Source organism: Pseudomonas alloputida (genome assembly GCF_021283545.2).
Lineage (GTDB): Bacteria > Pseudomonadota > Gammaproteobacteria > Pseudomonadales > Pseudomonadaceae > Aquipseudomonas > Aquipseudomonas alloputida.
The window spans coordinates 4,383,287-4,408,713 of record NZ_CP128540.1 but is presented as its reverse complement, the minus strand read 5'-3'; the positions used below and the strand labels follow the sequence as shown (position 1 = coordinate 4,408,713).

The following is a 25,427-nucleotide window of genomic DNA, read 5'->3' as shown; positions in this document are numbered from 1 at the left end:
TTGTTGCGGAGTGACACATGGGTTTCATGAGTTGGGACAGCTTGTTGAACACCACTCGCTTAGGCGGGCGGCCCCCAAAGTCGGAGCTTGGTCGTTCCCCCTTCCACTCAGACCACGATAAAGTCATTTTCTCCGGTGCGTTTAGACGGCTTGCAAGAAAGACTCAGGTACATCCTCTAGCTACCAATGACCATGTGCATAATCGCCTGACCCATAGTTTGGAGGTGGCTTGTGTAGGTAGGACACTCGGAGTCCGAGTTGGGCAGGAGCTTTTGAAGGAAAGGCTAATTTCTGATTACTATTCAGCTTCGGACATTGGCGACATCGTACAGACTGCATGTCTCGCTCACGATATTGGCAACCCACCATTCGGACACACTGGTGAAGAGGCCATACGTCATTGGTTCACTAATGACGCAGGTGCGAAGATGATTGAGCACTTGCCTTTCAATGAAGCTACTGACTTCCGTAGATTTGAAGGGAACGCCCAAGGTTTCCGAGTATTAACAACCTCAGAGTATCATCCGTATGATGGGGGTATGCGTCTAACTTATGCATCATTGGGGGCTTTTATAAAGTATCCGTGGATGGCAGGTGATGCAGTCAATCAGTTGCGGCCTATTAAGAATAAATACGGTATTTACTGCTCGGAGCTTGGTTTTTTCGATGAGGTAGCGGATGCGACGGGGTTATTAAAGCTTGGTGATGGCTGGCGTTGCCGGCATCCGCTAGCTAACTTGATGGAAGTTTCAGATGACTTTTGCTACGCCATTCTTGATTTGGAGGATGGTGTGGAGATGGGTATTCTCGAATGGGACAAGGTTTTTGATATTTTGTGCCTTGTTCTTGATGAGCAACAACGGGACCAGTTAGCCAAAGAAACGCAGGGAATGAAAGTTGGGCGTAGGTTGTCGATGGCTCGCGGTAAGGTAATCTCGGCTTTTGTAGATGCCGGGGTAGCTGCATTTATGGGTAATTATGATCAGATTATGGCCGGGAACGCTCTTGGTATATTTGAGTTGTGCAGTAACAATGTACGTGATTGCGTAAGTGCGGCCAAGGTTCTTGCCCGAGAGGAAATTTTCCAGCATCCCCGTAAGGTAGAGCTTGAGATTGGGGCATACAGCACGATTTCTACCCTGCTGAATGTAAGCTGTGCTGCTGCCTTGAACTTCGTCAGAAGTGGTGGTGTTACTGATTCTAAGACAAAAAGGGTAGTGGACCTTTTGGGACTTGACCTTAATGCTTTGGACGATAGCACGGGCGTTTCAAGTGATTATGCGGCTATTATGCAGGTTTTGGATTATGTTAGTGGAATGACTGATAATTACGCGATACATCTGGCCCGCCAGTTTAATGGAATGGGTATGGAACGGTAGAAGTATAATTTATATCAAGGGAGCGACGGGGATGGGCTGGCTGGATTTGTTCAAAGGAAAAAAAGAAGAAGTGGTGGTTCAAAGTGCCGTTGAGTTCAAGGCGGGCGAGAAACCAAAGGCGAAAGAGGTGGTTCAACCAAAGCAACCGTTAAGGCTTTGTGGTGTTGAGTTGGAGAGAATGCCAGCGAACGCTGATGAGCTTAATAGAATGATGGCTAGGACGGCGGTTTCTATCATACCACACCTGCCGACTGAGCAAGATGTTTATTGGTTTGTTATTGAGCAGTACGACCGGATAATTTCGTGTGGGGAAACTGTCGCATCAATAGTGGCTACATATCCTTTTCATATGTATGAAATTGAATTCTTGAATAGGAAGTCGGAGGAGTCATACGTGGGGCATAAAAATCCCGGTGTTGTGTATGTTCTCAATGTTATCTTGCCTGACTTGGTTAGGCATTATGGGGTGGTCCCGGCTCAAACCATGTTGGCTTTTATTTTTGGTACATATTTACATGGGAATGCTCAACTGGTTCAAGAGTTGCGTTTGAAGTATGCAGTGCATTACCACAATAATTGTATTTCAGCCGGTAGCTTCCATGCTGCGGATAAATGGGGTGAAGTGATAACAGCTTTAGATAAATAGCTAAACGCTTTGCTTGAAATTATATTAGTAGTTATGGTGGATAATTATATTTCTCGATTATGAACTTATGTTATCAAGTCCGTTTTTACCACGGCTTGACTGTATGGAAGGGCGAAAATCTAGGTGGAGTTACTCTTGTGATTGGTGGTATAGTCGTGACCTAGCAAGATTCTTCTTATTCTTTTTTTGATGATCAAATGTGTTTTTAATGCCAAAATATTTTTGCTTATAACTTTTTGGCTGTTGATTTTCAAAAAATGTCATTTTTGGCTGTTTTCTATAGCCACAGTTCGCTCTGATAGCTGCCGAACTTGTGCTTCTTGTAGCCCAGGGCGTCGGCGTGGCGGGCGCTCCACGGGTACTTGAGGTAGGTGCCGAGGGTGGCATAGGTCAGCCGGGTCCCCCCATCGAACTGGTGGTATTCCAGTTGGGTGAGCACGCGAAAACCCTGGGCATTGCCTTCGAAGTTGAGAAAGTCGGCCCGTTCGTCATCGCTCATGTCGTCCAGCCAGCCACGCCCGGCCGCCTGCTGGAACCAGTGGCGAATGGCGTCTTCGCCGGAGTGGCCGAATGGCGGGTTGCCGATGTCGTGGGCCAGGCAGGCTGACTGCACGATCATCCCCAGGTCACTTGGGGCGCACCAGTCCGGCAGGTTGTCGCGCAGGGTCTCGCCGACGCGCATCCCCAGCGAGCGGCCGACGCAGCTGACTTCCAGCGAATGAGTCAGGCGCGTATGGATATGGTCGTTGCTCGACACCGGGTGCACCTGGGTCTTGCGGCCGAGGCGGCGGAAGGCACCGGAGAAAATGATGCGGTCGTGGTCTTTGTGGAAGGGGCTGCGCCCGAGTTCATCGGCGCTGTACAGGGCTTTGCCCAGCCGTTCGCGGGTAAGCAAGGTGTGCCAGTCCAAGGCGCGGTCTCCTGTCGTTCGAAGGCAGCAGCATACCCTGCAGGAAGCGCATTGTGCTGCGAAGAAGAGGCCAGCCCTTTGATGCATTCGTATCGATGGAACGGGCCTCTTCGCAGCACAAGGCTGCTTCTGCCGGGGCGAACCCTGGTCAGGGGCGGCGGTTGCCTTGCAGGTAGAGGCGTACCAGTGGCAACAGGGTGCTGCCCAACCGTATCAGGCGTGTCAGGTTGCCGCTGCGTACGCCCTTGCCGGTGAGAAAGCCCAGCGCCACCACGGCACCGATGCCCCACAGTGGCGCATGCTTGATACCCAGGCCTTCATGTAGCGAGCTGCCCATACCGCGCACGCGGCGCAGCGGTTCAAGCAACTGACCGGACTCATGACGGATTTCCTGGCGGTGCATTTCCATGCGCAGGCGCAGCAGCGCCTTGCGCAGTTCGCGCGGGTTACGCGTGTTTGGCAGTTCTGGCAGGCTCATGGCAACAGGCGCTCCCTGTCCTTGGCAAGTTCGTCGAGGGTGGCGCCGAAGGGCGATGATTCGTCGAACACCGCCGCCTTCAGGCGCACGCCGCAGTACAGTGCAGCAATGCCATAGAACACGCACAGACCAATGATACCGGCCAGTCGATAGCTGTCCCACAGCAGCACCAGCAGCAGCCCGGACAGCGCGGTCAGCAGCAGCAGGGCGAACACCAGCGCCAGGCCGGCGAACAGCAGCAGGCTCAAGGTACGGCCCTTCTGCTCCTGCAACTCGATACCGAACAGCTCGATGTGACTGTGCAGCAGCCCCAGCATGGCCGCGCCCAGGCGCTTGCCCGAAGCGCTGGCGCCGTTGGCGTCATTCTCCATGGGTTCCCCTTAGCGCCGGTTGGCCAGCAGACCGATCAACAGGCCGACGCCGGCGGCGATGCCGATTGCCCGCCACGGGTTTTCCTGCACGTACTGCTCGGCGCTGCCAAGCGCTGCCTGACCGCGTTCACGTACCGAGTCCTGGGTCAGTTGCAGGGTTTCGCGGGCCTGGGCCAGGCGCTCGTGAATCTGCTCGCGCAATTCGTCGGCCTGGTCGCCGGCCAGGTTGGCGGTGTCGGCCAGCAGCTTCTCGGTGTCGCGCACCAAGGCCTGGAAGTCAGCCATCAATATCTCTTGTGCATTCTTTGCCGATTTGCTGGCCATGGGTCTCTCCCTGTCGATGAGTGTTGGTACTTCGAGTGACAGCACGCATGGAAGGTTCAAGTGCGGCTGCTGGTATGGGCCTTGCTATGTTTTTGCCACGTTGCGGAGCGCCTGTGACCGGTTATGCGCCGATTCAGGGCGCCCGCGCAGCGGATACCGATAAACCTTAACCCAATCCACGACAAACCCAAGAAAAAACCACGCAGGCTTCACCCCGCTCACCTGAACAGGGTAGGGGCTGGCACCGATTCGGTGCAGGGATGCAGGTTCTTGAACTGTCCTGGTGCCTTTTTCAGCAGGTCTGCCTATTTCATGGAAAACATGCACAGCGCTATGGACTCTCTGGTCCACGGTTCCAACACCCTGTTCATTCTCATGGGCGCCATTCTGGTGCTGGCCATGCATGCCGGCTTCGCGTTCCTTGAAGTGGGCACGGTGCGCCACAAGAACCAGGTCAACGCCTTGTCGAAGATCCTCAGCGACTTCGCCATCTCGGCGCTGGTCTACTTCTTTATAGGCTACTGGATCGCCTATGGGGTCAACTTCTTCCAGCCGGCGACAACGCTGGCTGTCGACCATGGCTATGCGCTGGTCAAGTGTTTCTTCCTGCTGACCTTCGCGGCGGCGATTCCGGCGATCATCTCCGGGGGCATTGCCGAGCGGGCGCGGTTCGTGCCGCAGTTGTGCGCTACGGCGTTGATCGTGGCGTTCGTCTATCCGTTCTTCGAGGGTGTGGTGTGGAACGGTAATCTGGGCCTACAGGCTTGGCTGCAGGCACGCTTCGGCGCACCGTTCCACGACTTTGCCGGGTCTGTGGTGGTACACGCCATGGGGGGCTGGCTGGCGCTGGCGGCGGTGCTGTTGCTGGGCGCGCGCCGTGGGCGGTACCGCGATGGGCGTTTGGTGGCTTTTGCGCCATCGAGCATTCCCTTTCTGGCGCTGGGCTCGTGGATCCTCATCATCGGCTGGTTCGGCTTCAACGTCATGAGTGCCCAGACCTTGCAGGGCGTCAGCGGCCTGGTGGCGATCAACTCGTTGATGGCCATGGTGGGTGGCACCCTGTCAGCGTTGCTGGCCGGGCGCAACGACCCGGGCTTTCTGCATAACGGCCCGCTGGCCGGGCTGGTGGCGATTTGCGCAGGTTCCGATCTGATGCACCCGGTGGGTGCGCTCGCCACCGGCCTGGTGGCGGGGGCGCTGTTTGTCTGGACCTTCACCGCCGCGCAAAATCGCTGGAAAATCGACGACGTCCTGGGCGTATGGCCGTTGCATGGTCTGTGTGGCGTGTGGGGTGGCATCGCCTGTGGCGTGTTCGGCCAGGTGGCGTTGGGTGGCATGGGCGGTGTCAGCCTGGTCAGCCAGTTGCTGGGCAGCCTGATGGGCGTGCTGGTGGCCTTGGCCGGTGGATTTGCCGTGTACGGAGCCATTCGTGCGCTGCATGGCCTGCGCTTGAGCCATGAGCAGGAGTTCCAGGGCGCGGACCTGTCGCTGCACCGGATCGGTGCTACCAGCCAGGATTGAGCCAGGTCAGGTGCAGGGTGGGCGTGGCGCGCCTAGAATAGGCTTCTGTGTATGCCAACCCGGGACCTGCCACATGCTGCCTGAATGTCAACTGTTCGGCACCCTCGGCTGCCACCTCTGCGAAGTGGCCGAGGCTGTGTTGATGCCTCTGGTCGATCATGGCCTGCTGGTAGAGCTGGTCGACATCGCCGAGAGCGAGCCTTTGTTCGAGCGTTATGGCCTGATCATTCCGGTGCTGCGGCGCTGTGACAACGGCGCCGAGTTGCACTGGCCGTTCGATACCGAACAAGTGGTGGCCTTTCTTGGGCAATGATGGCTGCAGAGGAGTTGCAACCCTGCTCCATGATCTGTGAAGCGAGCTGATGATCCGGTGGAGGCGCACCATCGCCGGTAACCTTCTCCATCATCGGAACAGCTCGCCATGTTGATCACTCCACATTTCACCCTCGATGAAATGACCGTTTCCCAGCTCGCCGCCCGCGAGGGGTTCGATAATGCACCGCCCCTCGAAGCCAGGGCCAACCTGCAATTACTGTGTGGTGCGCTGGAACAGGTACGTGCGTTGTTTGACGCGCCCATCATCATCAGCAGCGGGTATCGCAGCGAAAGGGTCAATCGGTTGATCGGTGGCGCCTCCGATAGCCAGCACGTGCAAGGGCTGGCGGCGGACTTCACGGTGATCGAGGTCAGCCCGCGCGAGACCGTCCGGCGAATCAGCAAAAGTGCGGTGCCCTTCGATCAGCTGATCCTGGAATTCGACAGATGGGTGCATCTGTCGGTGACGCGCGGCACGCCGCGCAGGCAGGTGCTGACCATGCGCAAAGGCAGCGGCTACCTGGCGGGGCTGCAATGAAGCGCATTGACGGCAGCAAGGGGATGTTCGTATGCTGTATATAAATACAGTGTCGAGGTGAAGCCATGCTCAATGTCGAGCAACTCAAGTACAGCGTCAACCGCATGCCCGTGGATCGGGTGGCTGACGCCGTTCTGGAACTGCGCCTCGAAGGCCTGGTGACGGGCGACTGCACGCCGTTCGGCAAAGTCCACTTCAATACCTGCTTCGCCGAGATCGAGGCCTTGTTCCAGCGGGCCGGTTACCACCGGGGGCTGGATGTAGTGGGCTATCAGGGGTTGCTCTATGCACTCTACGACCCTGGCCGCTGGGAGCCGGTGCAAGTACTGCGCTGGCTGAAGGATCGCTGCGAGGCGATGGCCCAGGCTGGTTGAGGGGGCGGGGTTGGGCGATAATGCGCGGCCATGAACGTCTCGAGCCCAGCCATGACCACGCCTTTCGACCCCGCCCGCCAGCAAGCCAGTACGGTGTGCCTGCCTCCTGGTAACTGGGTGACGGTGCTCGATTGCTTGTGTGACCATTTCAAGGCCATCGACCGCGCCCAGTGGCTTGACCGCTTTGCCCGTGGCCGGGTGCTGGATGCCAAGGGGCAGGCAGTTGCCGCCGACCTGCCTTACAAGCGTGGCATGCGTTTGCATTACTTCCGCGAAGTGCCGAACGAACGGCCGATTCCGGTGCAGGAGGTGGTGCTGCATGTGGACGAGCACCTGGTGGTGGCCGATAAACCGCATTTCCTGCCGGTGACGCCGACCGGTGAATACGTCGAGCAGACCTTGTTGCGCCGCCTGATCCGTCGCCTGGACAATCCGCACCTGGTGCCGTTGCACCGCATCGACCGGCACACCGCCGGGCTGGTGTTGTTTTCCGCCAACCCGCACAGCCGCAGCGCCTACCAGCGGCTGTTCCCCGAGCGGCGTATCGACAAGCGTTACCAAGCCATTGCCGCTGCCATGCCACAGCATGCCTTTCCGCTGGTGCACAAAAGCCGCCTGGTGCATGGCGAGCCATTTTTCCGCATGCATGAGGTGGAGGGTGAGGCCAACAGTGAAACCCTGGCCGAGGTGTTGGAGAAGAACGGTGAGCGATGGCGCTATGGGCTGTCGCCAGTGACCGGCAAGACCCATCAGTTGCGTGTGCACATGGCGGCTTTGGGGGCAGGGATCAGCAATGACCCGTTCTATCCGCAATTGCTCAACGAAGAGGATGACTACCAGCGGCCGCTGAAACTGCTGGCGCAGAGCCTGCGTTTCGAGGACCCGCTGAGTGGCAAAGAGCGCTACTTCGAGAGCCGCTTGCGGTTGGACTGGTAACACAGCAAGCGGGCTTGCCTGCTAAAGGGGCGGGCCTGCTCGCCAATTTCCACCCGCCGTTCACCGTTGCTGCCGCTACCGTATTCGCGGGTAAACCCGCTCCTACATGGACCGGGCTGGACGCGCATCAGTGGTTCGACACAGGCATCGACGGCCCGGCACAGCATCGGTGGTTCGGCACAGCCGTTGTAGGAGCGGGTTCACCCGCGAACACCGGCAGAGCCGGTGCCATCCCCAGCGGAAGTCTCGAGCTTCAGCGGTTGAAGCGCTCCACCAGCGAATACTGGCTACCCGCCGTGCTGGTCAGTTCTTCGCTCAGCAGTGCCGAGTGCTGCGCCTGTTCGGCGGTCTGGTCGGCCAGTTCGGCAATGGTGCTGATGTTGCGGCTGATCTCGTCAGCCACTGCGGTCTGCTCCTCGGTTGCAGCAGCAATCTGGGTGGCCATGTCGGTGATATTGGCCACCGCTTCGCTGATGCCTACCAGCGCCTCGTCGGCCTGCATTACCCGATCGACGCCTTCCTGTGCCTGGCGGTGGCCGGTTTCCATGGTCAGCACTGCGTTGCTGGCGGTCTGTTGCAGCTTGGCGATCAGGCCGTGGATCTGCCCGGTGGATTCGGCGGTGCGCTGGGCCAACTGTCGCACTTCATCAGCCACCACGGCAAAGCCACGGCCCATTTCACCGGCGCGCGCCGCTTCAATGGCTGCGTTCAGCGCCAGCAGATTGGTCTGGTCGGCGATGCCCTTGATCACGTCGACCACGCCCCCAATCTCGTCGCTGTCTTTGGCCAGTTGCGTAACCGTCTGGCCGGTCTCGCCCACTGCCGCCGACAGGCGCTCGATGGCCTCGCGGGTTTCTCCGGCAATCTGCCGGCCCTGGCTGGTCAGGCGGTTGGCTTCCTGGGTGGCATCGGCGGTGCGCTGTACATGGTTGGCCACTTCCTGAGTGGTGGCGGCCATCTGGTTTACCGCGGCGGCGACTTGCTCGGTCTCCACCCGCTGGCGCTCCAGCCCCGTAGAGCTCTTGTGCGCCAGGGCATCGGACTGGCGTGCCTGGTCGCTCAGGTGTTCGGCACTGTCTTGAAGACGCGTCAGGCAGGTTTTCATGCGTGCGTCCTGGCTGAGCATGGCCATTTCCAGGCGCGCCTGCACGCCACGGCTGTCGGTGAACATCTGCGCGATCAGTGGGTCGGAAGTGGTTTGCTCGGCCAGGCGCAGCAGGCGCTTGAGGCCGCGCTGCTGCCAGCTCAGGCCAAGCAGACCCAGTGGTACCGAAAGCCCTGCGGCCAAGGCAAAGCCCCAGGAATGACCCAGCCAGTTGCCGATCAGGAAGCCCACCTGGCTGATCAGGATGAACGGGAGCCAGTCCTGCAGCACTGGCAGCCACTTGTCGCGACGCGGTACCGGCGGCTTACCCTGGTTGATGCGCTGGTACAGGGCCTCGGCGCGGCGGATCTGTTCGGCGGTGGGTTTGACCCGCACCGACTCGAAGCCGACAACCTGGTTGTTATCGAAAATGGGGGTGACATAGGCGTTGACCCAGTAATGGTCGCCGGACTTGCAGCGGTTCTTGACGATACCCATCCACGGCTGGCCCTGCTTGAGGGTTTGCCACATATGGGCAAACACGGCAGGCGGTACGTCGGGGTGGCGCACCAGGTTGTGCGGTGCGCCCGTCAGCTCCTCGCGGGTGAAACCACTGATTTCGATAAAGGCATCGTTGCAGTAGGTGATCACACCCTTGGCGTTGGTAGTGGAGATCAACCGCTGCTGGGCTGGGAAAGTCCGTTCTCTCTGGGTAATCGGCTGGTTGTTACGCATGGGTGATAGTCCGCAGGGCTTTCGACAGGTATCGGCAAGCGGCTGGTTTTATTGAATGGATATTTGATTCATTGATTGCAGAGATCGAGCGCCGCCCCCGCGGCGCTCGGTTTCAAGAACGGAACGAATCTTCGGCCAGACTCAACTGGCGATCATCTGGCGCAACACATAATGCAGAATCCCCCCCGCCTTGAAGTATTCCACCTCGTTCAGGGTATCAATCCGGCATAGCACCTCGATCTGTTCCTGTTGGCCATCTTCGCGGGTAATGCGCAAGGGCAGGCTCATGCCAGGGTGGATATGCGCGCCGTCCAGCCCCAGTACATCGATCTGCTCCTTGCCGGTCAGCCCCAGCTGTTTGCGGTTGTGCCCAGCCTTGAATTGCAGCGGTAATACGCCCATGCCCACCAGGTTGGAGCGGTGAATACGCTCGAAGCTTTCTGCCAGCACGGCCTTGACCCCCAGCAGGTTGGTACCCTTGGCAGCCCAGTCGCGGCTCGAACCGGTGCCGTACTCCTGGCCGGCAATCACCAGCAGCGGGGTGCCTTCCTGCTGGTAACGCATGGCCGCGTCGTAGATCGACAGCTTCTCGCCAGTGGGCACATGCAAGGTGTTGCCGCCTTCTTCACCTGCCAGCATCTCGTTGCGAATACGGATGTTGGCGAAGGTGCCGCGCATCATCACTTCGTGGTTGCCACGCCGCGAACCGTAGGAGTTGAAGTCGCGTGGCTCCACACCTTGTTCCCGCAGGTAGCGCCCGGCCGGGCTGTCGGTCTTGATGTTGCCGGCGGGGGAAATGTGGTCGGTGGTCACTGAATCGCCCAGCAGCGCCAGCACCCGTGCGCCGTGAATATTGGCAATTTGTGGCGGCGGCCCGCCGATGCCGTCGAAGAACGGTGGGTGCTGGATGTAGGTGGAGTCAGCCTGCCACACGTAAGTGGCGGCCTGTGGCACCTCGATGGCCTGCCATTGCGCATCACCGGCAAACACTTCGGCGTACTCCTTGTGGAACATCGCCGTATCGACCTTGGCCACGGCCTCGGCAATTTCCTGCTGGCTCGGCCAGATATCCCGCAGGTAGACCGGTTGGCCGTCCTTGCCTGACCCCAGCGGGTCGCGCGTCAAGTCCAGGCGCACGCTGCCGGCCAGGGCGTAGGCCACCACCAGCGGGGGCGAGGCCAGCCAGTTGGTCTTGACCAGTGGGTGCACGCGGCCCTCGAAGTTGCGGTTGCCCGATAGCACCGAGGCCACGGTGAGGTCGGCGCTGCCAATGGCTTTTTCGATCGCCTCGTCCAGCGGGCCGGAGTTGCCGATGCAGGTGGTGCAGCCATAGCCGACCAGATCAAAACCCAGTTGGTCGAGGTAAGGCGTGAGCCCGGCTGCCTTGAAGTAGTCAGTGACGACTTTGGAGCCCGGCGCCAGCGAACTCTTGACCCAAGGTTTGCGTTGCAGGCCCTTTTCCAGTGCTTTTTTCGCCACCAGCCCGGCAGCCATCATCACACTGGGGTTGGACGTGTTGGTGCATGAGGTGATCGCGGCAATCACCACGGCCCCATCGCGCAGGGTGTGGGTCTGGCCCTGATGGCTGTAGTCGACTGCGCCGGTCTGGTCGGCGTTGCCCACTGCCACACCGCCGCCACCTTCGCTTTCCAGGCGGCCAACTTCTTTGGCCAGCGGTTTGGGCTGCAGTTCGATGAAGTGGTCGAAGGCTTGGCTGACCTGGCCCAGCGCTACGCGGTCCTGCGGCCGTTTGGGCCCGGCCAGGCTGGCTTCGACGTCGTCCATGTCCAGGGCCAGCGTGTCGCTGAATGACGGCTCCTGGCCGGGCAGGCGCCACATGCCCTGTGCCTTGCAGTACTGCTCGACCAGTTGCACGGTCGCTTCGGGGCGGCCCGAGAGGCGCAGATAGTCCAGAGTGACTTGGTCGACCGGGAAGAAACCACAGGTGGCGCCGTATTCCGGTGCCATGTTGGCGATGGTTGCGCGGTCGGCCAGGGGCAACTCGGCCAGGCCGTCCCCGTAGAACTCGACGAACTTGCCCACCACGCCTTTCTTGCGCAGCATCTGTGTCACGGTCAGCACCAGGTCAGTGGCAGTGATGCCCTCCCGCAGCTTGCCGGTCAGCTTGAAGCCGATCACTTCGGGGATCAGCATCGATACCGGCTGGCCGAGCATGGCCGCTTCCGCTTCGATGCCGCCGACACCCCAGCCGAGTACGCCCAGGCCGTTGATCATGGTGGTGTGCGAGTCTGTGCCCACCAAGGTATCGGGGAAGGCATAGGTGCGGCCGTCGGCCTCACGGGTCCACACCGTGCGGCCCAGGTATTCCAGGTTGACCTGGTGGCAAATGCCGGTGCCCGGGGGGACCACGCGGAAGTTGTCGAAGGCGCTCTGGCCCCAACGCAGAAAGGCATAGCGCTCGCCATTGCGCTGCATTTCGATGTCGACGTTTTCGGCAAAGGCTTGCGGCGTGCCGTAGCGGTCGACCATTACCGAGTGATCGATCACCAGGTCGACCGGTGACAGCGGGTTGATCCGTTGCGGGTCGCCGCCAGCCTTGGCCATGGCGGCGCGCATGGCCGCCAGGTCGACCACGGCGGGCACGCCGGTGAAGTCCTGCATCAACACCCGCGCCGGGCGGTACTGGATCTCGCGGTCGGAGCGCCGTTCGCCAAGCCATTGGGCAATGGCGCGCAAGTCGTCGCCGGTGACGGTCGCGCCATCCTCCCAGCGCAGCAGATTTTCCAGCAGCACTTTCAGCGACATGGGCAGGCGCTGCAGGTCACCCAGCTGGCGGGCGGCCTCGGTGAGGCTGAAGTAGTGGTAGGTCTTGTCGCCGACCTTGAGGGGCTTGAGGGTGTTCAGGCTATCGAGCGAGGGCATTGCCAACTCCTTCTGCACCGGTGCCCGGCAAATATTCACGGTTTGCCGGCAGCACCGCTCTGTATCGGTCCGCACGGCACGGACCTGGCTGAATGGTCAGGTTAGACCGGTTTACGCTACCTGACCTTTTTCTGGACCGGCGGGGCGTGTCGCAGGTTCCGAACTTCCTTTATCATCGCCGCCCTGCCGGCGCCTGTGGTGCGCCAGCCGTAGTGGAGTGAGAGATGAATACCCTGTTCATGCATTGCCGGCCCGGTTTCGAGGGCGAGGTTTGCGCCGAAATCAGCGAACATGCCGCCCGCCTGGGTGTTGCCGGCTATGCCAAAGGCAAGCCGCAAAGTGCCAGTGCCGAGTTTGTCTGTAGCGAGGAGGGCGGTGCCGAGCGCTTGATGGGGGAGCTGCGTTTCAACCAGCTGATTTTCCCGCGGCAGTGGGCACGTGGCGGTTACGTCGAACTGCCGGAAAGAGACCGCATCAGCGTACTGCTGGCGCAGTTGGCTGACTTCCCGGTGTTCGGTAGCCTTTGGCTGGAGGTGCTGGACAGCAACGAAGGCAAGGAATTGTCCACCTTCTGCCGAAAGTTCGAAGTGCCGTTGCGCAAGGCCCTGGAGAAGGCCGGCCGCCTGGTCGACGACCCCGGTCGCCCACGCTTGCTGCTGACCTTCATCAGCGGCCGGCGGGTATTTGTCGGCGTTGCATCGGCCAGCAACAGCGCCTTGTGGCCCATGGGCATCCCACGCCTGAAGTTCCCTCGCGAGGCACCTAGCCGTTCGACGCTCAAACTGGAAGAAGCCTGGCACCAGTTCATCCCGCGTGAGCAGTGGGAGCAGCGCCTGGGTGATGACATGACCGGCGTCGACCTGGGAGCCTCGCCGGGTGGCTGGACCTACCAGCTGGTGCGCCGTGGCATGCTGGTGACAGCCATCGACAACGGGCCTATGGCCGAAAGCCTGATGGACACCGGCCTGGTCCAGCACTTGATGGCCGATGGGTTTACCTGGCAGCCGAAGCAGCCGGTAGACTGGATGGTGTGCGATATCGTCGAGAAGCCGGCGCGTACCACCTCGCTGATTGAAACCTGGCTGGGTGAGGGGCTGTGCCGCGAGGCGGTGGTCAACCTGAAGTTGCCGATGAAGCAGCGTTATGCCGAAGTACGGCGCCTGCTCGACCGTATGGAGGCAACATTCAAGGCACGCAAGATCAGGGTGTCGATTGCCTGCAAGCAGCTGTACCACGACCGCGAGGAAGTGACGTGCCACCTGCGGCGGCTCGATTTGAAGCCACGCTGAGGCCAGCACGTCGTTCTGCTTCTGCGTCTGCGTCTGCTTCTGCTTTTGCTGTTGCTTCTAAGCGCGCGATAGTTCAGGCGACGCAGATTGCGACTTCAGGAGGCCGAGCGTAGGGCTTGCGAAGGGAGGTGACGGGCATGGATGCCCGTCAAGCGCTGAGGCCCCATGGATGGGGCCTGCAGCGCGTACTCCCGGGAGCAAGCCCGGAGCGAGGGAACCCCGGAGCGTAGCGCAGGGGCCGGATGATAGGAGCGCAGCGTTTTTTGGTTACTTTTTGTCGCGTTTGACAAAAAGTGACCCGCCGTAAGGGCCATCCCTTTCAAGGTCTTCGGTAGAATTCGCTGAAATCCAGTCAGGAAGACCCGAGCGATGTGGGCTGATGTACTAGCGCGATTCGAGAAAAAAGCACCCGCCAGCGTAATGGCCAAACTTGCCTTGGAGCAGGCCATTGCGCCGGAGTGGGTCGATCAGGTTTTCGAGGAGCACCGCCAACGGCAGTATTCTCGCGAGCTGCTGTTCTCGACCATTATCAAGTTGATGTCGCTTGTTTCATTGGGCTTGAAGCCATCGCTGCATGCTGCGGCAAGACAACTGGACGACCTTCCCGTCAGCCTGGCAGCTCTGTACGACAAGATCAGTCGAACCGAACCTGCCCTGTTGCGTGCTCTGGTGACAGGCTGCGCGCAGCGCTTGGCGCCGACAATCCATGAGTTGGGCTGCTCAGCCATGCTTCCTGATTGGCAAGTTCGGGTGGTCGATGGCAGCCACTTGGCCTCTACCGAAAAGCGTCTTGGCGCGTTGCGCCAAGAGCGCGGAGCGGCTCGCCCCGGGTTTTCGGTGGTGGTTTACGACCCCGACCTGGATCAGGTAATTGACCTCCAGCCGTGCGAGGACGCCTACGCAAGCGAACGAGTTTGTGTTTTGCCGTTGCTGGCTGAAGCAAAGACCAATCAGGTTTGGATCGCTGACCGTCTCTACTGCACGCTGCCTGTAATGGAGGCGTGCGAACAGGTGAAGACATCATTTGTCATTCGCCAGCAGGCCAAGCATCCACGCTTGATCCAGGAAGGTGAGTGGCAAGCACCGATGCCCGTCGCCACAGGCACTGTGCGCGAGCAATCCATCGAAGTAAAAGGCGGGCACCGCTGGCGACGTGTCGAGTTAACGCTTCATTCACCAAACGACTCAGGTGATAACAGCTTGATGTTCTGGAGCAACCTGCCCGAGAGCATCAGTGCGCAACAGATCGCAGACTTCTATCGGCGCCGCTGGAGCATTGAAGGGATGTTCCAGCGGTTGGAAGCAATTCTGGAAAGTGAAATTGAAACCCTCGGCAGTCCGCGAGCCGCCTTGCTTGGATTCACCACTGCCGTGCTGGCATACAACGTTCTGGCCTTGCTCAAGCGAAGTGTTGAACAGGCTCACCGCGATGCCTTGCCCGAGAATTGGGAAGCCTCGATCTATCACTTGGCGGTGCAGATCAGAGGGGGTTACGAAGGCATGCAGATTGCCCTGCCATCCGAGTACATGCCCGTTGTTCCGATGGAAAACCTGGCTCAGCGCCTGCTGGAGCTGGCCAGAAACATCCAGCCCAGACAGGTTGCGAAAAGCCCACGAGGCCCCAAGGTGCTCAAAGCGAAGGCCTGGGTGCAAGGGACGGCTGTACATGCTCATGTTTCGACGGATCGGGTCATCAAAGCCGCCAAAACCAAAAGACCTTGAAAGGGATGGCCGTAAGGGCGGAAAGGTGACTGTGCGCCACCTGCGTGAATGAATACCTACTCGATGTGAATGCCCACATCCAAGAAGCAAGAAGCAAGAAGCAAGAAGCAAATTCGTCTGTTTTGACTCAGCGAACAGTCCATTCGCGATGGCGACACTGACTCACCTTTTCGCCCTTACGGCGAGTCACTTTTTGTCAAACGCGACAAAAAGTAACCAAAAAACGCTGCGCTCCCATCATCCGGCCCCTGCGCTGCGCTCCGGGGTCCCCTCACTCCGGCCTTGCTCCCGGCAGGACCGCGCCGAAGGCCCCATCCTGGGGCCTCAGCGCTTGACGGGCATCCATGCCCGTCACCTGCCTTCGCAAGGCCTGCGTTCGGCCTCCTGAAGTCGCGAAGATCAAGATCAAGATCAAGATCAAGATCAAGATCAAGATCAAGATCAAGATCAAGATCAAGATCAAGATCAAGATCAAGATCGAGATCAAGATCAAGATCGAGATCAAGAGCGCTGGGTTTGAAAGCCGTGCTTGGACCGCGTCGCGCTATGCGCGACAATAGCGATCATTTTCGGAGCCCCCCATGACCGATTTCACCCCCGACGCCATCCTCGATGCCACCGGCCTGAACTGCCCGGAACCGGTGATGATGCTGCACCAGCACGTACGCAACCTGGCCGCCGGCGGCCTGCTCAAGGTCATCGCCACCGACCCGTCGACCCGCCGCGACATCCCCAAGTTCTGCAACTTCCTGGGCCACGAGCTGCTGCAGCAGCAAGAGGACGCCGGCACTTTCCTGTACTGGATCCGCAAGAAAGCCGACTGAATCGCTCTGGAACACGCCCGGCGTTGCGCCTACACTGCGCTCCCCAGACAGGAGAGCGCCATGCTGATAGTTGCCGACGAGAACATCCCGCTGCTCGATGCCTTCTTCCAGGGTTTCGGTGAAATTCGCCGCTACCCCGGCCGAAGCCTCGATGCTGCCAGCGTCAAGGACGCCGATATCCTGCTGGTGCGCTCGGTGACCAAGGTCGACCGTCAGTTGCTCGAAGGCAGCCGTGTACGCTTTGTCGGCACCTGCACCATCGGCACTGATCACCTGGACCTGGACTACTTTGCAGAAGCTGGCATCCACTGGAGCAGCGCACCTGGCTGCAATGCCCGCGGCGTGGTCGATTACGTGCTGGGCAGCCTGCTGACCCTGGCCGAACTGGATGGCGTGGCATTGCCCGAGCGCGTGTATGGCGTAGTGGGCGCGGGTGAAGTGGGTGGCCGCCTCGTGCGGGTGCTGCATGGCCTGGGCTGGAAGGTGCTGGTGTGCGACCCGTTGCGTCAGGCCGCCGAGGGCGGCGACTACGTCAGCCTCGAAACCATCCTGCAGCAGTGCGATGTGATCAGCTTGCATACCCCGTTGCAACGCGGCGGCCAGCACCCGACCTGGCACCTGCTGGGGCAGGCGCAGCTGGCACAGTTGCGCCCGGGTGCCTGGCTGGTAAACGCCAGCCGTGGCCCGGTGGTGGACAACGTGGCCCTGCGCGAGCTGCTGCTGGACCGCGAAGACGTGCACGCGGTGCTGGATGTGTGGGAAGGGGAGCCGCAGGTCGACCTGCAGTTGGCCGACCTGTGCACCCTGGCTACGCCGCACATTGCCGGCTATAGCCTCGATGGCCGCCAGCGTGGCACGGCGCGGATCTACCAGGCGCTGTGCCGCTTCCTCGGTGTGAACGAGCAGGTGCGGCTGGCCGAGCTGCTGCCCAAACCACCGCTGGCACAGATTGAGCTGGATGCCAGCACCGACCTGTCCTGGGCCTTGGCCACCCTGTGTCGCGCCGTGTATGACCCGCGCCGTGATGATGCCGATTTCCGCCGTAGCCTCAGCGATGATCCGCAGCAACAGCGAGCGGCGTTCGACCAGTTGCGCAAGCAATACCCGCCAAGGCGCGAGATCGAGGGGCTGGCCGTGCGCTTGCACGGGGAGGCGCCGCAGTTGGCGCAGTTGGTCAGTGCCCTGGGTGGGGTGTTGGTCTAAGCACGCCTTGTCTTGACCTTGCAGGTAGGTGTGGTTACCTGTTGGGGCGGCCAAGCCCACTGGCTGGGCCAATAAAAACCCGGCGCAAGCGCCGGGTTGCAGAGAATTCGCCGATCAACCTTTGCGTACGCGCTCGACACGGCTTTCTTCCAGGGCCTTGCAGGCCTGCTGGATCATCTGCTCGGTGATCGGCACTTCGCGCCCCTTGGCGTCGATGATCGAACCGCATACTTGCGGTTGTGGGGAAGTCTGGGGCTTCTGGTTATCACTGCCATGCTGCAAGCTCATGCACTGTCTCCTCTTCAGGTTCAAGCTCAGGGTAGCCCTGCGCCGTGACTGGCCTGTGACAGCTTCCGGGTCACGGCAGCAACAGTCCAGCAGAAACCCTGTGAAAGCTCCATAAGCTGGTTAGATCGATGCGTTATAGCAACCTTCATGCAGTCTCCCGACCGGGATGAGTGGTAGGCTGCCGCTTCCCCACCCTTTGTGGTCGTCGCCATGCCCGAATCGGTTTCCCTGCGCCAACGCCGTGCCTTGCGCCTGGCCTGGCAGTTCGTTCGCCCTTATCGCCGCCAGGTGCTGCTGGCATTGCTGGCGCTGGTGGTCACCGCTGCCATCACCCTGTCGATGGGCCAAGGTATCCGCCTGCTGGTGGATCAAGGCTTCATGACCCGCTCCGCGCACCAGCTCAATCAGACCATCGGGCTGTTCCTGCTGCTGGTGCTGGCGCTGGCGGTGGGTACCTTCAGCCGTTTCTATCTGGTGTCGTGGATTGGCGAGCGTTGTGTGGCCGATATCCGTCGTGCGGTCTTCGATCACCTGATCGGCCTGCACCCAGGTTTTTTCGAGGACAACCGCAGCTCCGAGATCCAGTCTCGGCTGACTGCGGACACCACCTTGCTGCAATCAGTGATCGGTTCATCGCTGTCGATGTTCCTGCGCAACGCGCTGATGGTCATTGGCGGTGTGGTATTGCTGTTCATCACCAACCCCAAGCTCACCAGCATCGTGGTGGTAACGCTGCCGCTGGTGTTGGCACCGATCCTGTTGTTCGGCCGTCGGGTGCGCAGCCTGTCGCGGCAGAGCCAGGACAGAGTCGCCGATGTGGGCAGCTACGTGGCTGAGACGCTGGGGCAGATCAAGACCGTGCAGGCCTACAACCACCAGGCGCACGACCGCGAACTGTTCGCCGATACGGTCGAAGCAGCGTTTACTGTTGCCCGCAAGCGGATTACACAGCGTGCCTGGCTGATTACCCTGGTGATCGTGCTGGTGTTGGGGGCGGTGGGGGTGATGCTGTGGGTCGGCGGCATGGATGTGATCGCCGGGCGTATATCCGCAGGCGAGCTGGCAGCATTCGTGTTCTACAGCCTGATCGTCGGCAGCGCCTTCGGTACCCTCAGTGAGGTGATCGGCGAGCTGCAACGGGCCGCGGGTGCAGCCGAGCGCATTGCCGAACTGTTGGCCGCGCGCAGTGCCATCCTGCCCCCCGACGTGGCGCAGGTGCTGCCGCAGCCGCGGGCCAGCGGTCATATCGAGCTGCAACAGGTCGTGTTCGCTTACCCTTCACGGCCCACGGTGGCAGCTGTCGACGGCCTGAGCCTGACCATCGAACCCGGGCAGACCGTCGCCCTGGTAGGCCCTTCCGGGGCAGGCAAGTCGACCCTGTTCGATCTGTTGCTGCGCTTTTACGACCCACAGCAAGGGCGCATCCTGCTCGATGGTCAGCCGGTTACCGACTTTGATCCCGACCAGCTACGCCGGCAGTTCGCTTTGGTGGCACAAAACCCCTCGCTGTTCCGTGGCACGGTGGAGGCCAACATTCGTTATGGCCGGCCCGAGGCGACCTTGGCTGAAGTCGAAGCAGCAGCCCGCGGCGCCCATGCCGACGAATTCATCCGGCAATTGCCCCAAGGCTACCAGACCCCGCTGGGGGAGGGCGGCATCGGCCTTTCCGGCGGGCAACGCCAGCGCCTGGCGATTGCCCGGGCCTTGCTGGTCGATGCGCCGATCCTGTTGCTGGACGAAGCCACCAGTGCCCTTGATGCACAAAGTGAATACTTGATCCAGCAAGCGCTGCCCAGCCTGATGGCCGGCCGTACCACGCTGGTGATCGCCCATCGCCTGGCCACGGTACAGCATGCCGAGCGCATCGCGGTCATCGACCAGGGCCGGCTGGTGGCGGTGGGCACCCACCGTCAGTTGATTGAGGACAGCCCGTTGTATGCGCGGCTGGCAGCGCTGCAATTCACCACGGGCTAGCGTGTCGTGGCCTTGTAACATTTCTGTAGTAATTGCCTGAGAAGATTTGCCTCAACTGTTGCGTAAGTGCTCGACCTGGCTGCCATTGCGTGATGGCAGCTTTTTTTTGGCCTGCCAGTAATGAGGCTGTACAGCGGCCTCAGCCTACTCCCTCTGGTTCCGAGACCCTCGATGTTGCGTAAATCCCTCAGAGTGCAAATTCTCTCGCTGCTCGGCGGCAGTGTGCTGGCGATGCTGCTGATCGCCCTGGTGTGTTTCCAGTTCCTGTCGTCCAGCGTGCGTGGCTACGCCGAGCTGGTCGACGGGCCGCTGCGGGCCTCGCAATTGATTGACGAAGCCAACCTGCAGTTCAAGATCCAGGTGCAGGAATGGAAGAACGTGCTGTTGCGAGGGCGCCAGCCTGCGGAAATGGACAAGTACTGGCAGCAGTTCCAGGCCCGAGAACAGCAAGTTCAACAACTGCTCGGGCAATTGATCGACAACAGCGATGCCAGGCTCAAGGCGTCGCTGCAGCAATTGCGCGACAGCCACCGCCAGTTGGGCCAGGCCTATGCACAAGGCCGCCAGGCGTTCCTGGCGGCAGGCGGCGACCCGGTAGCGGGCGACCGGGCGGTCAAAGGCGTGGACCGTGCCGCCAGTGAGCAAATGAGCGAACTGGTCGAGCAACTGCGCGCCGATGCTCGCCAGCGTGCAGCCAGCATCAATGCCAGTGCCGAGCGCACGGTATGGTTGGGCCTGCTGGTGATGCTGGCTTCAGCGGTGCTGGTGGGGCTGCTCAGCCTGTGGCTGGTCAACCGTAGCCTGATCGAGCCGATCCGCCAGTTGATCGAGTACGTCGCGCAGCTCAGCCAAGGCAGCTTTGCTGCCCGGGTCGACAGCCGTCGGGAGGATGAGCTGGGGCGCCTGGCGCGGGCGGCCAACACCCTGCGTGACTTCCTTGCCGATACCGTCGGCCGGCTGCAGGACAACGCTCAGGAGCTGGAAGGTGCCAGCGGCCAGTTGCGCAGTATTGCCGGTGACATGGCCCGCGGTACTCATGACCAGTTCCAGCGTACCGACCAGGTAGCCACGGCCATGCACGAAATGTCCGCCACTGCCCAAGAGGTCGCTCGCCACGCTGCCGAGGCGGCCCGCGCGGCCGATGACGCCGACCACAGCGCCCAGGCCGGCGAGCAGGTGATGCAGCAGACCATCGACATCATCGGGCTGGTCAACCGCGAAATCGCCGGCACGGCAACGGTAATTCGCGATCTGGAGCATGACAGCACACGGATAGGCAAAGTGCTGGAAGTGATCCGCGGCATTGCTGAACAGACCAACCTGCTGGCGCTTAACGCGGCCATCGAAGCGGCCCGTGCTGGCGAAGCCGGGCGTGGTTTTGCGGTGGTCGCCGATGAAGTGCGTAGCCTGGCCCAGCGCACGGCAGCGTCGATTGCAGAAATTCACCAGATCATCGAAGCGGTACAGTCAGGGGCTGTGGAGGCGGTCAAGGCCATCGAAAGTGGCCAGCAACGTAGCCAGGAAGGGGCTGAGCAAGTCGAGCAGGCCGGGCAGATGCTGCAACGTATCACGCAGGCGGTGGAAGCGATCCGCGACATGAACCGGCAGATCGCCACAGCGGCCGAGGAGCAGACCAGCGTGGCCGAAGATATCTCGCGCAACCTGATCGAAATTACCCGAATTGCCACGGCCAACCAGGAAGCGGTGCAGCATACCGAGCAGGCGGGGCAGCGCCTGCATGGTTTGTCAGGGCAGTTGGGCGAAGTCACCTCCCGCCTGAGTGCCTGACTCGGTCTGCAGGAGTTGCAGGTGCCATAGAGGCTGAAGCCGCGCACTGACGTATTTTTCGCACACAACACAAAGCCCGCACATGGCGGGCTTTGTGACAAGGATTTGGTCGGAGAGACAGGATTCGAACCTGCGGCCTTCTCGTCCCGAACGAGACGCGCTACCTGGCTGCGCTACACTCCGATGAACAAAATCCTACTGCATCCCGTTTTTGCTCGCAAGCCCTTGTTGTTTAAAGGGCCATAGCCTGAACGGGGCCTTGATCAGAGCTCTTTGACGGTGCGGATCTGGTCCTTGTTCAGGCGTGTGCGCTTGCCGTCGAGTTGCTCGAATTCATAGAAGCCAGAGTCTTCATCGTAGGACGGTTTGTCGGTTGCCTGGATCTCCCGGCCATCGTTCAGGGTAATGACGGTTGGGGTCGAGCAGCCAGCAAGGGCGCCCAAACCCAAGGCAAGCAGGAAGGCGGGTAGGGTCCGTTTGATCATCGTGTTTCTCCAAGTGCGATGGTGCTAGATGACATTTATGACGCAGGACGTTAGTGCAAGTTCACTCCAAGTGCAGCATAGCGATTAATTCGTTCTCTTGACCCAAGGCAAGGCTGAGGGGGGCAACGCTGGAAAAGGTGCGCTGTGATATAACTGCGTCCATCTCATCCTGTTGTGACGGACACCCATGAAAGCCAAGGCAGATACCCCCTTCGTGGCGCTGAACATCGCCGTGCTCACGGTCAGCGACACCCGTACCTTCGACACCGACACCTCTGGCCAGATGTTCGTCGACCGCCTGAGCGCCGCCGGTCACCGCCTTGCCGAGCGTGTGCTGCTCAAGGATGACCTGTACAAGATCCGGGCCCAGGTCGCCACATGGATCGCCGATGACAACGTGCAAGTGGTGCTGATTACCGGCGGTACCGGGTTTACTGGTCGCGACAGCACCCCCGAGGCGGTGGCCTGCCTGCTGGACAAGCAAGTAGACGGCTTTGGTGAGCTGTTCCGGCAGATTTCCGTGGCCGACATTGGCACCTCCACCGTGCAGTCGCGTGCCTTGGCCGGGCTGGCCAACGGCACGCTGGTGTGCTGCCTGCCAGGCTCCACCAACGCTGTGCGTACCGGTTGGGATGGCATCCTGGCCGAGCAGCTCGATGCCCGTCATCGCCCTTGCAACTTCGTGGCGCACCTGAAGCAGGCAGCGGCCTGTGACAGCCGTGGCTGAGGTCAGCCAGGCCCGGCCGCTGATGCCGGTGGAACAGGCGCTGGAGCAACTGCTGGCGCTGGCCGAAGCTGCACCGATCCGCGAGACCGAAAACCTGCCGCTGGCCGAAGCCGAGGGCCGCGTGCTGGCCACCGACCTGGTGGCCTCGCTCGACCTGCCGCCCTGGCCGAACAGCGCCATGGACGGTTATGCCTTGCGCCTGGCTGACTGGCAGGGCCAGCCGCTGCCGGTCAGCCAGCGTATTTTCGCCGGCCATGCGCCCCAGCCGCTGCAACCGGGTACCTGCGCGCGGATCTTCACCGGCGCGCCTGTGCCGGAGGGGGCCGACTGCGTCGAGATGCAGGAAAACACCGAAGTACTCGAAGATGGCCGGGTGCGCTTTCTCGAAGCGTTGCGCACCGAGCAGAACATACGCCCTCAAGGTCAGGAGACCCGCAAGGGCGAGCAGGTGATGAGCGCCGGCACCCGCCTTGGGCCGATCGAACTGGGCCTGGCGGCGACCTTGGGGCATGGCCGTCTGGACGTGGTGCGCAAGGTAAAAGTGGCGGTGCTGTCCACCGGCGACGAACTGGTCGAGCCAGGCCTGCCGCTCGGGCCTGGGCAGATCTACAACAGCAATCGCAGGCTGCTGGTCAGCTGGTTGCAGCGGCTGGGTTGCGAAGTGGTCGATGCCGGCATCCTGCCGGATGACCTGGCCCGCACTCGCGCCTGCCTGGCTGAACTGGGTGGCGTAGACCTGATTCTGTCCACCGGAGGCGTCTCGGTGGGCGAGGCCGACTACCTCGGTGCCGCCCTGCGCGAGGCCGGCGAACTGGCGTTGTGGAAGCTGGCGATCAAACCGGGCAAGCCGCTGACCTTCGGCCACTTCCAGGGCGTGCCGGTGATTGGCTTGCCGGGTAACCCGGCCTCGACCTTGGTCACCTTCGGTCTGCTGACCAGGCCCTACCTGCTGCGTCGTCAGGGTGTGATTGACGTCACGCCGTTGCGGTTCGACATGCCGGCCGGGTTTGACTGGCCCAAGCCGGGTACGCGCCGCGAATACCTGCGCGCGCGCATCGAACAGGGCCGCGTGCGCATCTACAAGAACCAGAGCTCGGGTGTGCTGCGCAGCGCAGCCTGGGCGGAGGGCCTGGTGGAAGTGCGTGAAGGCAGCACGCCGAAGCAGGGCGACATCGTGCCATTCATCCCCTTCAGCGAGCTACTTGGCTGAGCGGCCCAGCCAGGCACTGGCCAGCGGCGCGGCCTCGTCCGGTGCCGCCTGGGTCAGGCGTATGTGCACATTCTCCAGTTGTTGGGCAGCCACGCTCCAGTCGTGGCGCTGGCGGGCAAACTGGCGCCCGGCATCGCTCAACTGGCTCATGCGCCAGGGCTGATTGAGCAGCTGGGTGATCAGCAATGCCAGTTGATCACCGTCGTCACTGCCCAAGTAGTGTTCGCCGTTGTTCACGGTCAGGCCTGAAACGCCCTTGTCGGTGGTGATCACGGGTAAGCCGGCGGCCATCGCTTCGAGGATTTTCACCTTCGAGCCACCGGCATAGCGCAAGGGGGCAAAGAACAGCGCGGAACGTCGTTGCAGTTCACGCAGGTCGGGGCGGTAGCCGAACCATTCAATGCGTGGGTCGTTCCAGTGAAGCTTCCAGTTGGCCGGCATGGCGTGCCCGGCAATCGCCAGGCGCACCGCCGGGTTGCTCATCCACACCTTCGGCATGATGTCGTCCAGTGCCCACTCGATGGCCTCCAGATTGGCGCCGTATTCGAAATTGCCGACGAACAACAGACGCTGGCTGTGCAGCGCAGGTTGCACCTGCTGGTAGAAATCACAGTCCACGCCGTTGACCACCACATTCACCGGGCGCCCACTGATCTGCGCGATCAGCTCGGCATCGTGGGCGCTGACAGCCACCAGTTCGGTGGGCTGGCGCAGCACACGGTGCTCCCAGCGCCGGTAGCGCCAGCGGTCGAAGGCGTTGAGCGGGCGCAGCCACAGCGGCAGGCGATCGTGGCAGGCACCGCCCATTACCGACTCCAGGGTGTGCTCGCTAAGCATGAAGGGCAGCCTGCGAGCCTGCAGGGCTTTTTCGAACGGCTGGAAGCTGTAGCTGTGCTCGATCTGGATCACGTCCCAGGGTTCGTCCAGCAGTTGCTCGAACCGGTGCCGCAGGCAAGGTGCCAGGCCATTGATGATTGCCCGCATGGGGTAGTCGATGATGGGGGAAGCCAGCAGGTTGAGTGGGCTGTGCAGCGGCCTGCGGGGTAGCACGATCAGGCGTTCGAGGAGTGGCTCGAGGGCCTCACGAGCTGCGTCGCAGAGAGGGATCTTCGACTGCACCAGCAGGGTAATCCGGTGGCCGCGCTGGGCCAGTGCGCGCAGCAGATGGTATTGCCGGGTCTTGTGGCCGCTGGTGGTCGGCCAAGGCAGGTAGGGCAGTGTCCAGAGAATGCGCATGACCCAAAGTCCTCGCAAAAGGCTGCAGATAGCAAAACGCGCCCGTTGACAGCAGTGGGGGAGCCACTGCCGGGCGCGTCCATGGCAATAGGGGTATTTGCTGAGCATAGCCGGGATTGCCAAGTGTGGAAAAAATGACCGGCGATGCGATCAGTTGCAGGCCTGGCGCCGGCCCAATGTTTTTTCC

General features: G+C 61.1%; 24 protein-coding genes, 1 tRNA gene and 2 pseudogenes. 17 read left to right on the top strand and 10 right to left on the bottom strand.

The window, feature by feature from the left end:
* The first annotated feature begins 17 nt into the window (after nt 1-17).
* Complete coding sequence (locus tag LU682_RS20450; RefSeq protein WP_370688798.1) at nt 18-1,379, top strand: deoxyguanosinetriphosphate triphosphohydrolase; 1,362 nt, start codon at nt 18-20, stop codon at nt 1,377-1,379.
* Between the two features lie 31 nt (nt 1,380-1,410).
* Nucleotides 1,411-2,025: a hypothetical protein gene (locus LU682_RS20445; protein WP_060489111.1), complete on the top strand. Its 615-nt coding sequence runs from the start codon at nt 1,411-1,413 to the stop codon at nt 2,023-2,025.
* Between the two features lie 286 nt (nt 2,026-2,311).
* Here LU682_RS20445 and dgt read toward each other — a convergent pair.
* From dgt to LU682_RS20425, 4 genes and pseudogenes are all read right to left on the bottom strand, one after another.
* Nucleotides 2,312-2,935 (bottom strand): annotated as a pseudogene (dgt, locus tag LU682_RS20440) (dGTP triphosphohydrolase); the annotation flags it as partial.
* 148 nt (nt 2,936-3,083) lie between these two features.
* Nucleotides 3,084-3,413, bottom strand: a complete 330-nt coding sequence (locus LU682_RS20435; RefSeq protein WP_010953102.1) for a hypothetical protein — start codon at nt 3,411-3,413, stop codon at nt 3,084-3,086.
* Entirely contained in the window at nt 3,410-3,784 is a 375-nt protein-coding gene (locus tag LU682_RS20430; protein WP_010953103.1) for a phage holin family protein, read from the bottom strand. The genes LU682_RS20435 and LU682_RS20430 overlap by 4 nt, the downstream gene beginning before the upstream one ends.
* Before the next feature lie 9 nt (nt 3,785-3,793).
* Complete coding sequence (locus tag LU682_RS20425) at nt 3,794-4,108, bottom strand: ElaB/YgaM/YqjD family protein (protein ID WP_010953104.1); 315 nt, start codon at nt 4,106-4,108, stop codon at nt 3,794-3,796.
* Between the two features lie 312 nt (nt 4,109-4,420).
* Here LU682_RS20425 and LU682_RS20420 point away from each other — a divergent pair, with 312 nt between their 5' ends.
* The 5 genes from LU682_RS20420 (at nt 4,421) to LU682_RS20400 (ending at nt 7,792) form a co-directional block, all read left to right on the top strand.
* Complete coding sequence (locus tag LU682_RS20420) at nt 4,421-5,629, top strand: ammonium transporter (RefSeq protein WP_010953105.1); 1,209 nt, start codon at nt 4,421-4,423, stop codon at nt 5,627-5,629.
* A 73-nt stretch (nt 5,630-5,702) separates the two neighbouring features.
* The gene (locus tag LU682_RS20415) at nt 5,703-5,942 is read left to right on the top strand and encodes a glutaredoxin family protein (protein ID WP_010953106.1); all 240 of its coding nucleotides are present in this window, start codon (nt 5,703-5,705) and stop codon (nt 5,940-5,942) included.
* A gap of 108 nt (nt 5,943-6,050) precedes the next feature.
* Nucleotides 6,051-6,482: a D-Ala-D-Ala carboxypeptidase family metallohydrolase gene (locus tag LU682_RS20410; RefSeq protein ID WP_010953107.1), complete on the top strand. Its 432-nt coding sequence runs from the start codon at nt 6,051-6,053 to the stop codon at nt 6,480-6,482.
* A gap of 65 nt (nt 6,483-6,547) precedes the next feature.
* Nucleotides 6,548-6,856 carry a hypothetical protein gene (locus tag LU682_RS20405; protein ID WP_010953108.1) on the top strand — a complete coding sequence of 103 codons (309 nt, stop codon included), beginning with the start codon at nt 6,548-6,550 and terminating at the stop codon, nt 6,854-6,856.
* Nucleotides 6,857-6,907: 51 nt separating this feature from the next.
* Nucleotides 6,908-7,792 carry a pseudouridine synthase gene (locus LU682_RS20400; RefSeq protein WP_049586701.1) on the top strand — a complete coding sequence of 295 codons (885 nt, stop codon included), beginning with the start codon at nt 6,908-6,910 and terminating at the stop codon, nt 7,790-7,792.
* 253 nt (nt 7,793-8,045) lie between these two features.
* Here LU682_RS20400 and LU682_RS20395 read toward each other — a convergent pair whose 3' ends face one another.
* Both LU682_RS20395 and acnA read right to left on the bottom strand, forming a co-directional pair.
* Entirely contained in the window at nt 8,046-9,611 is a 1,566-nt protein-coding gene (locus LU682_RS20395) for a methyl-accepting chemotaxis protein (protein WP_010953109.1), read from the bottom strand.
* Between the two features lie 141 nt (nt 9,612-9,752).
* Complete coding sequence (acnA, locus tag LU682_RS20390; protein WP_010953110.1) at nt 9,753-12,494, bottom strand: aconitate hydratase AcnA; 2,742 nt, start codon at nt 12,492-12,494, stop codon at nt 9,753-9,755.
* A 224-nt stretch (nt 12,495-12,718) separates the two neighbouring features.
* Between acnA and rlmM the strand changes: the two genes are divergently transcribed.
* From rlmM to pdxB, 5 genes are all read left to right on the top strand, one after another.
* Nucleotides 12,719-13,783 carry a 23S rRNA (cytidine(2498)-2'-O)-methyltransferase RlmM gene (gene rlmM, locus LU682_RS20385; protein ID WP_010953111.1) on the top strand — a complete coding sequence of 355 codons (1,065 nt, stop codon included), beginning with the start codon at nt 12,719-12,721 and terminating at the stop codon, nt 13,781-13,783.
* A gap of 420 nt (nt 13,784-14,203) precedes the next feature.
* Entirely contained in the window at nt 14,204-15,505 is a 1,302-nt protein-coding gene (locus LU682_RS20380; RefSeq protein ID WP_010952894.1) for an IS4-like element ISPpu8 family transposase, read from the top strand.
* 344 nt (nt 15,506-15,849) lie between these two features.
* Complete coding sequence (locus LU682_RS20375; RefSeq protein ID WP_138868016.1) at nt 15,850-16,065, top strand: hypothetical protein; 216 nt, start codon at nt 15,850-15,852, stop codon at nt 16,063-16,065.
* A 21-nt stretch (nt 16,066-16,086) separates the two neighbouring features.
* On the top strand, nt 16,087-16,329 hold the full coding sequence (gene tusA / locus LU682_RS20370; protein WP_003248727.1) for a sulfurtransferase TusA: 243 nt from the start codon (nt 16,087-16,089) through the stop codon (nt 16,327-16,329).
* 60 nt (nt 16,330-16,389) lie between these two features.
* On the top strand, nt 16,390-17,532 hold the full coding sequence (gene pdxB / locus LU682_RS20365) for a 4-phosphoerythronate dehydrogenase PdxB (protein ID WP_010953113.1): 1,143 nt from the start codon (nt 16,390-16,392) through the stop codon (nt 17,530-17,532).
* 114 nt (nt 17,533-17,646) lie between these two features.
* Here pdxB and LU682_RS20360 read toward each other — a convergent pair whose 3' ends face one another.
* A complete protein-coding gene (locus LU682_RS20360) occupies nt 17,647-17,820 on the bottom strand; it encodes a PA1571 family protein (protein ID WP_003248731.1) in 174 nt (57 codons plus the stop codon).
* 210 nt (nt 17,821-18,030) lie between these two features.
* Here LU682_RS20360 and LU682_RS20355 point away from each other — a divergent pair, with 210 nt between their 5' ends.
* The 3 genes and pseudogenes from LU682_RS20355 to LU682_RS30055 all read left to right on the top strand — a co-directional run bounded on the left by LU682_RS20355 (nt 18,031) and on the right by LU682_RS30055 (nt 21,582).
* Nucleotides 18,031-19,794, top strand: a complete 1,764-nt coding sequence (locus LU682_RS20355) for an ABC transporter transmembrane domain-containing protein (RefSeq protein WP_010953115.1) — start codon at nt 18,031-18,033, stop codon at nt 19,792-19,794.
* A gap of 120 nt (nt 19,795-19,914) precedes the next feature.
* Nucleotides 19,915-20,649 (top strand): annotated as a pseudogene (locus tag LU682_RS30060) (methyl-accepting chemotaxis protein); the annotation flags it as partial.
* A gap of 165 nt (nt 20,650-20,814) precedes the next feature.
* Nucleotides 20,815-21,582, top strand: coding sequence for a methyl-accepting chemotaxis protein (locus tag LU682_RS30055; protein ID WP_370688774.1), 768 nt, complete (start codon nt 20,815-20,817; stop codon nt 21,580-21,582).
* A 106-nt stretch (nt 21,583-21,688) separates the two neighbouring features.
* Here LU682_RS30055 and LU682_RS20345 read toward each other — a convergent pair.
* Together LU682_RS20345 and LU682_RS20340 are read right to left on the bottom strand one after the other, a co-directional pair.
* Nucleotides 21,689-21,765, bottom strand: a tRNA-Pro gene (locus tag LU682_RS20345).
* A gap of 80 nt (nt 21,766-21,845) precedes the next feature.
* Nucleotides 21,846-22,067: a YgdI/YgdR family lipoprotein gene (locus LU682_RS20340; protein WP_003248738.1), complete on the bottom strand. Its 222-nt coding sequence runs from the start codon at nt 22,065-22,067 to the stop codon at nt 21,846-21,848.
* 187 nt (nt 22,068-22,254) lie between these two features.
* Here LU682_RS20340 and moaB point away from each other — a divergent pair, with 187 nt between their 5' ends.
* Both moaB and LU682_RS20330 read left to right on the top strand, forming a co-directional pair.
* Nucleotides 22,255-22,794, top strand: a complete 540-nt coding sequence (moaB, locus tag LU682_RS20335; protein ID WP_010953117.1) for a molybdenum cofactor biosynthesis protein B — start codon at nt 22,255-22,257, stop codon at nt 22,792-22,794.
* A complete protein-coding gene (locus tag LU682_RS20330) occupies nt 22,778-24,004 on the top strand; it encodes a molybdopterin molybdotransferase MoeA (protein WP_003248742.1) in 1,227 nt (408 codons plus the stop codon). Before moaB ends, LU682_RS20330 begins: the two co-directional genes overlap by 17 nt.
* On the opposite strand, the gene LU682_RS20325 is transcribed toward LU682_RS20330, so the two are convergent.
* Nucleotides 23,993-25,240 carry a glycosyltransferase family 4 protein gene (locus LU682_RS20325; RefSeq protein ID WP_010953118.1) on the bottom strand — a complete coding sequence of 416 codons (1,248 nt, stop codon included), beginning with the start codon at nt 25,238-25,240 and terminating at the stop codon, nt 23,993-23,995. The genes LU682_RS20330 and LU682_RS20325 overlap by 12 nt on opposite strands.
* Nucleotides 25,241-25,427 lie beyond the last annotated feature (187 nt).

Bases quoted from the DNA above. Each gene is read 5' to 3' on its own strand.
- LU682_RS20450 (WP_370688798.1), top strand. From the start codon at position 18: ATGGGTTTCATGAGTTGGGACAGCTTGTTGAACACCACTCGCTTAGGC.
- LU682_RS20445 (WP_060489111.1), top strand. From the start codon at position 1,411: ATGGGCTGGCTGGATTTGTTCAAAGGAAAAAAAGAAGAAGTGGTGGTT.
- LU682_RS20435 (WP_010953102.1), bottom strand. From the start codon at position 3,413: ATGAGCCTGCCAGAACTGCCAAACACGCGTAACCCGCGCGAACTGCGC.
- LU682_RS20430 (WP_010953103.1), bottom strand. From the start codon at position 3,784: ATGGAGAATGACGCCAACGGCGCCAGCGCTTCGGGCAAGCGCCTGGGC.
- LU682_RS20425 (WP_010953104.1), bottom strand. From the start codon at position 4,108: ATGGCCAGCAAATCGGCAAAGAATGCACAAGAGATATTGATGGCTGAC.
- LU682_RS20420 (WP_010953105.1), top strand. From the start codon at position 4,421: ATGGAAAACATGCACAGCGCTATGGACTCTCTGGTCCACGGTTCCAAC.
- LU682_RS20415 (WP_010953106.1), top strand. From the start codon at position 5,703: ATGCTGCCTGAATGTCAACTGTTCGGCACCCTCGGCTGCCACCTCTGC.
- LU682_RS20410 (WP_010953107.1), top strand. From the start codon at position 6,051: ATGTTGATCACTCCACATTTCACCCTCGATGAAATGACCGTTTCCCAG.
- LU682_RS20405 (WP_010953108.1), top strand. From the start codon at position 6,548: ATGCTCAATGTCGAGCAACTCAAGTACAGCGTCAACCGCATGCCCGTG.
- LU682_RS20400 (WP_049586701.1), top strand. From the start codon at position 6,908: ATGACCACGCCTTTCGACCCCGCCCGCCAGCAAGCCAGTACGGTGTGC.
- LU682_RS20395 (WP_010953109.1), bottom strand. From the start codon at position 9,611: ATGCGTAACAACCAGCCGATTACCCAGAGAGAACGGACTTTCCCAGCC.
- acnA (WP_010953110.1), bottom strand. From the start codon at position 12,494: ATGCCCTCGCTCGATAGCCTGAACACCCTCAAGCCCCTCAAGGTCGGC.
- rlmM (WP_010953111.1), top strand. From the start codon at position 12,719: ATGAATACCCTGTTCATGCATTGCCGGCCCGGTTTCGAGGGCGAGGTT.
- LU682_RS20380 (WP_010952894.1), top strand. From the start codon at position 14,204: ATGGCCAAACTTGCCTTGGAGCAGGCCATTGCGCCGGAGTGGGTCGAT.
- LU682_RS20375 (WP_138868016.1), top strand. From the start codon at position 15,850: ATGCCCGTCACCTGCCTTCGCAAGGCCTGCGTTCGGCCTCCTGAAGTC.
- tusA (WP_003248727.1), top strand. From the start codon at position 16,087: ATGACCGATTTCACCCCCGACGCCATCCTCGATGCCACCGGCCTGAAC.
- pdxB (WP_010953113.1), top strand. From the start codon at position 16,390: ATGCTGATAGTTGCCGACGAGAACATCCCGCTGCTCGATGCCTTCTTC.
- LU682_RS20360 (WP_003248731.1), bottom strand. From the start codon at position 17,820: ATGAGCTTGCAGCATGGCAGTGATAACCAGAAGCCCCAGACTTCCCCA.
- LU682_RS20355 (WP_010953115.1), top strand. From the start codon at position 18,031: ATGCCCGAATCGGTTTCCCTGCGCCAACGCCGTGCCTTGCGCCTGGCC.
- LU682_RS30055 (WP_370688774.1), top strand. From the start codon at position 20,815: ATGGCCCGCGGTACTCATGACCAGTTCCAGCGTACCGACCAGGTAGCC.
- LU682_RS20340 (WP_003248738.1), bottom strand. From the start codon at position 22,067: ATGATCAAACGGACCCTACCCGCCTTCCTGCTTGCCTTGGGTTTGGGC.
- moaB (WP_010953117.1), top strand. From the start codon at position 22,255: ATGAAAGCCAAGGCAGATACCCCCTTCGTGGCGCTGAACATCGCCGTG.
- LU682_RS20325 (WP_010953118.1), bottom strand. From the start codon at position 25,240: ATGCGCATTCTCTGGACACTGCCCTACCTGCCTTGGCCGACCACCAGC.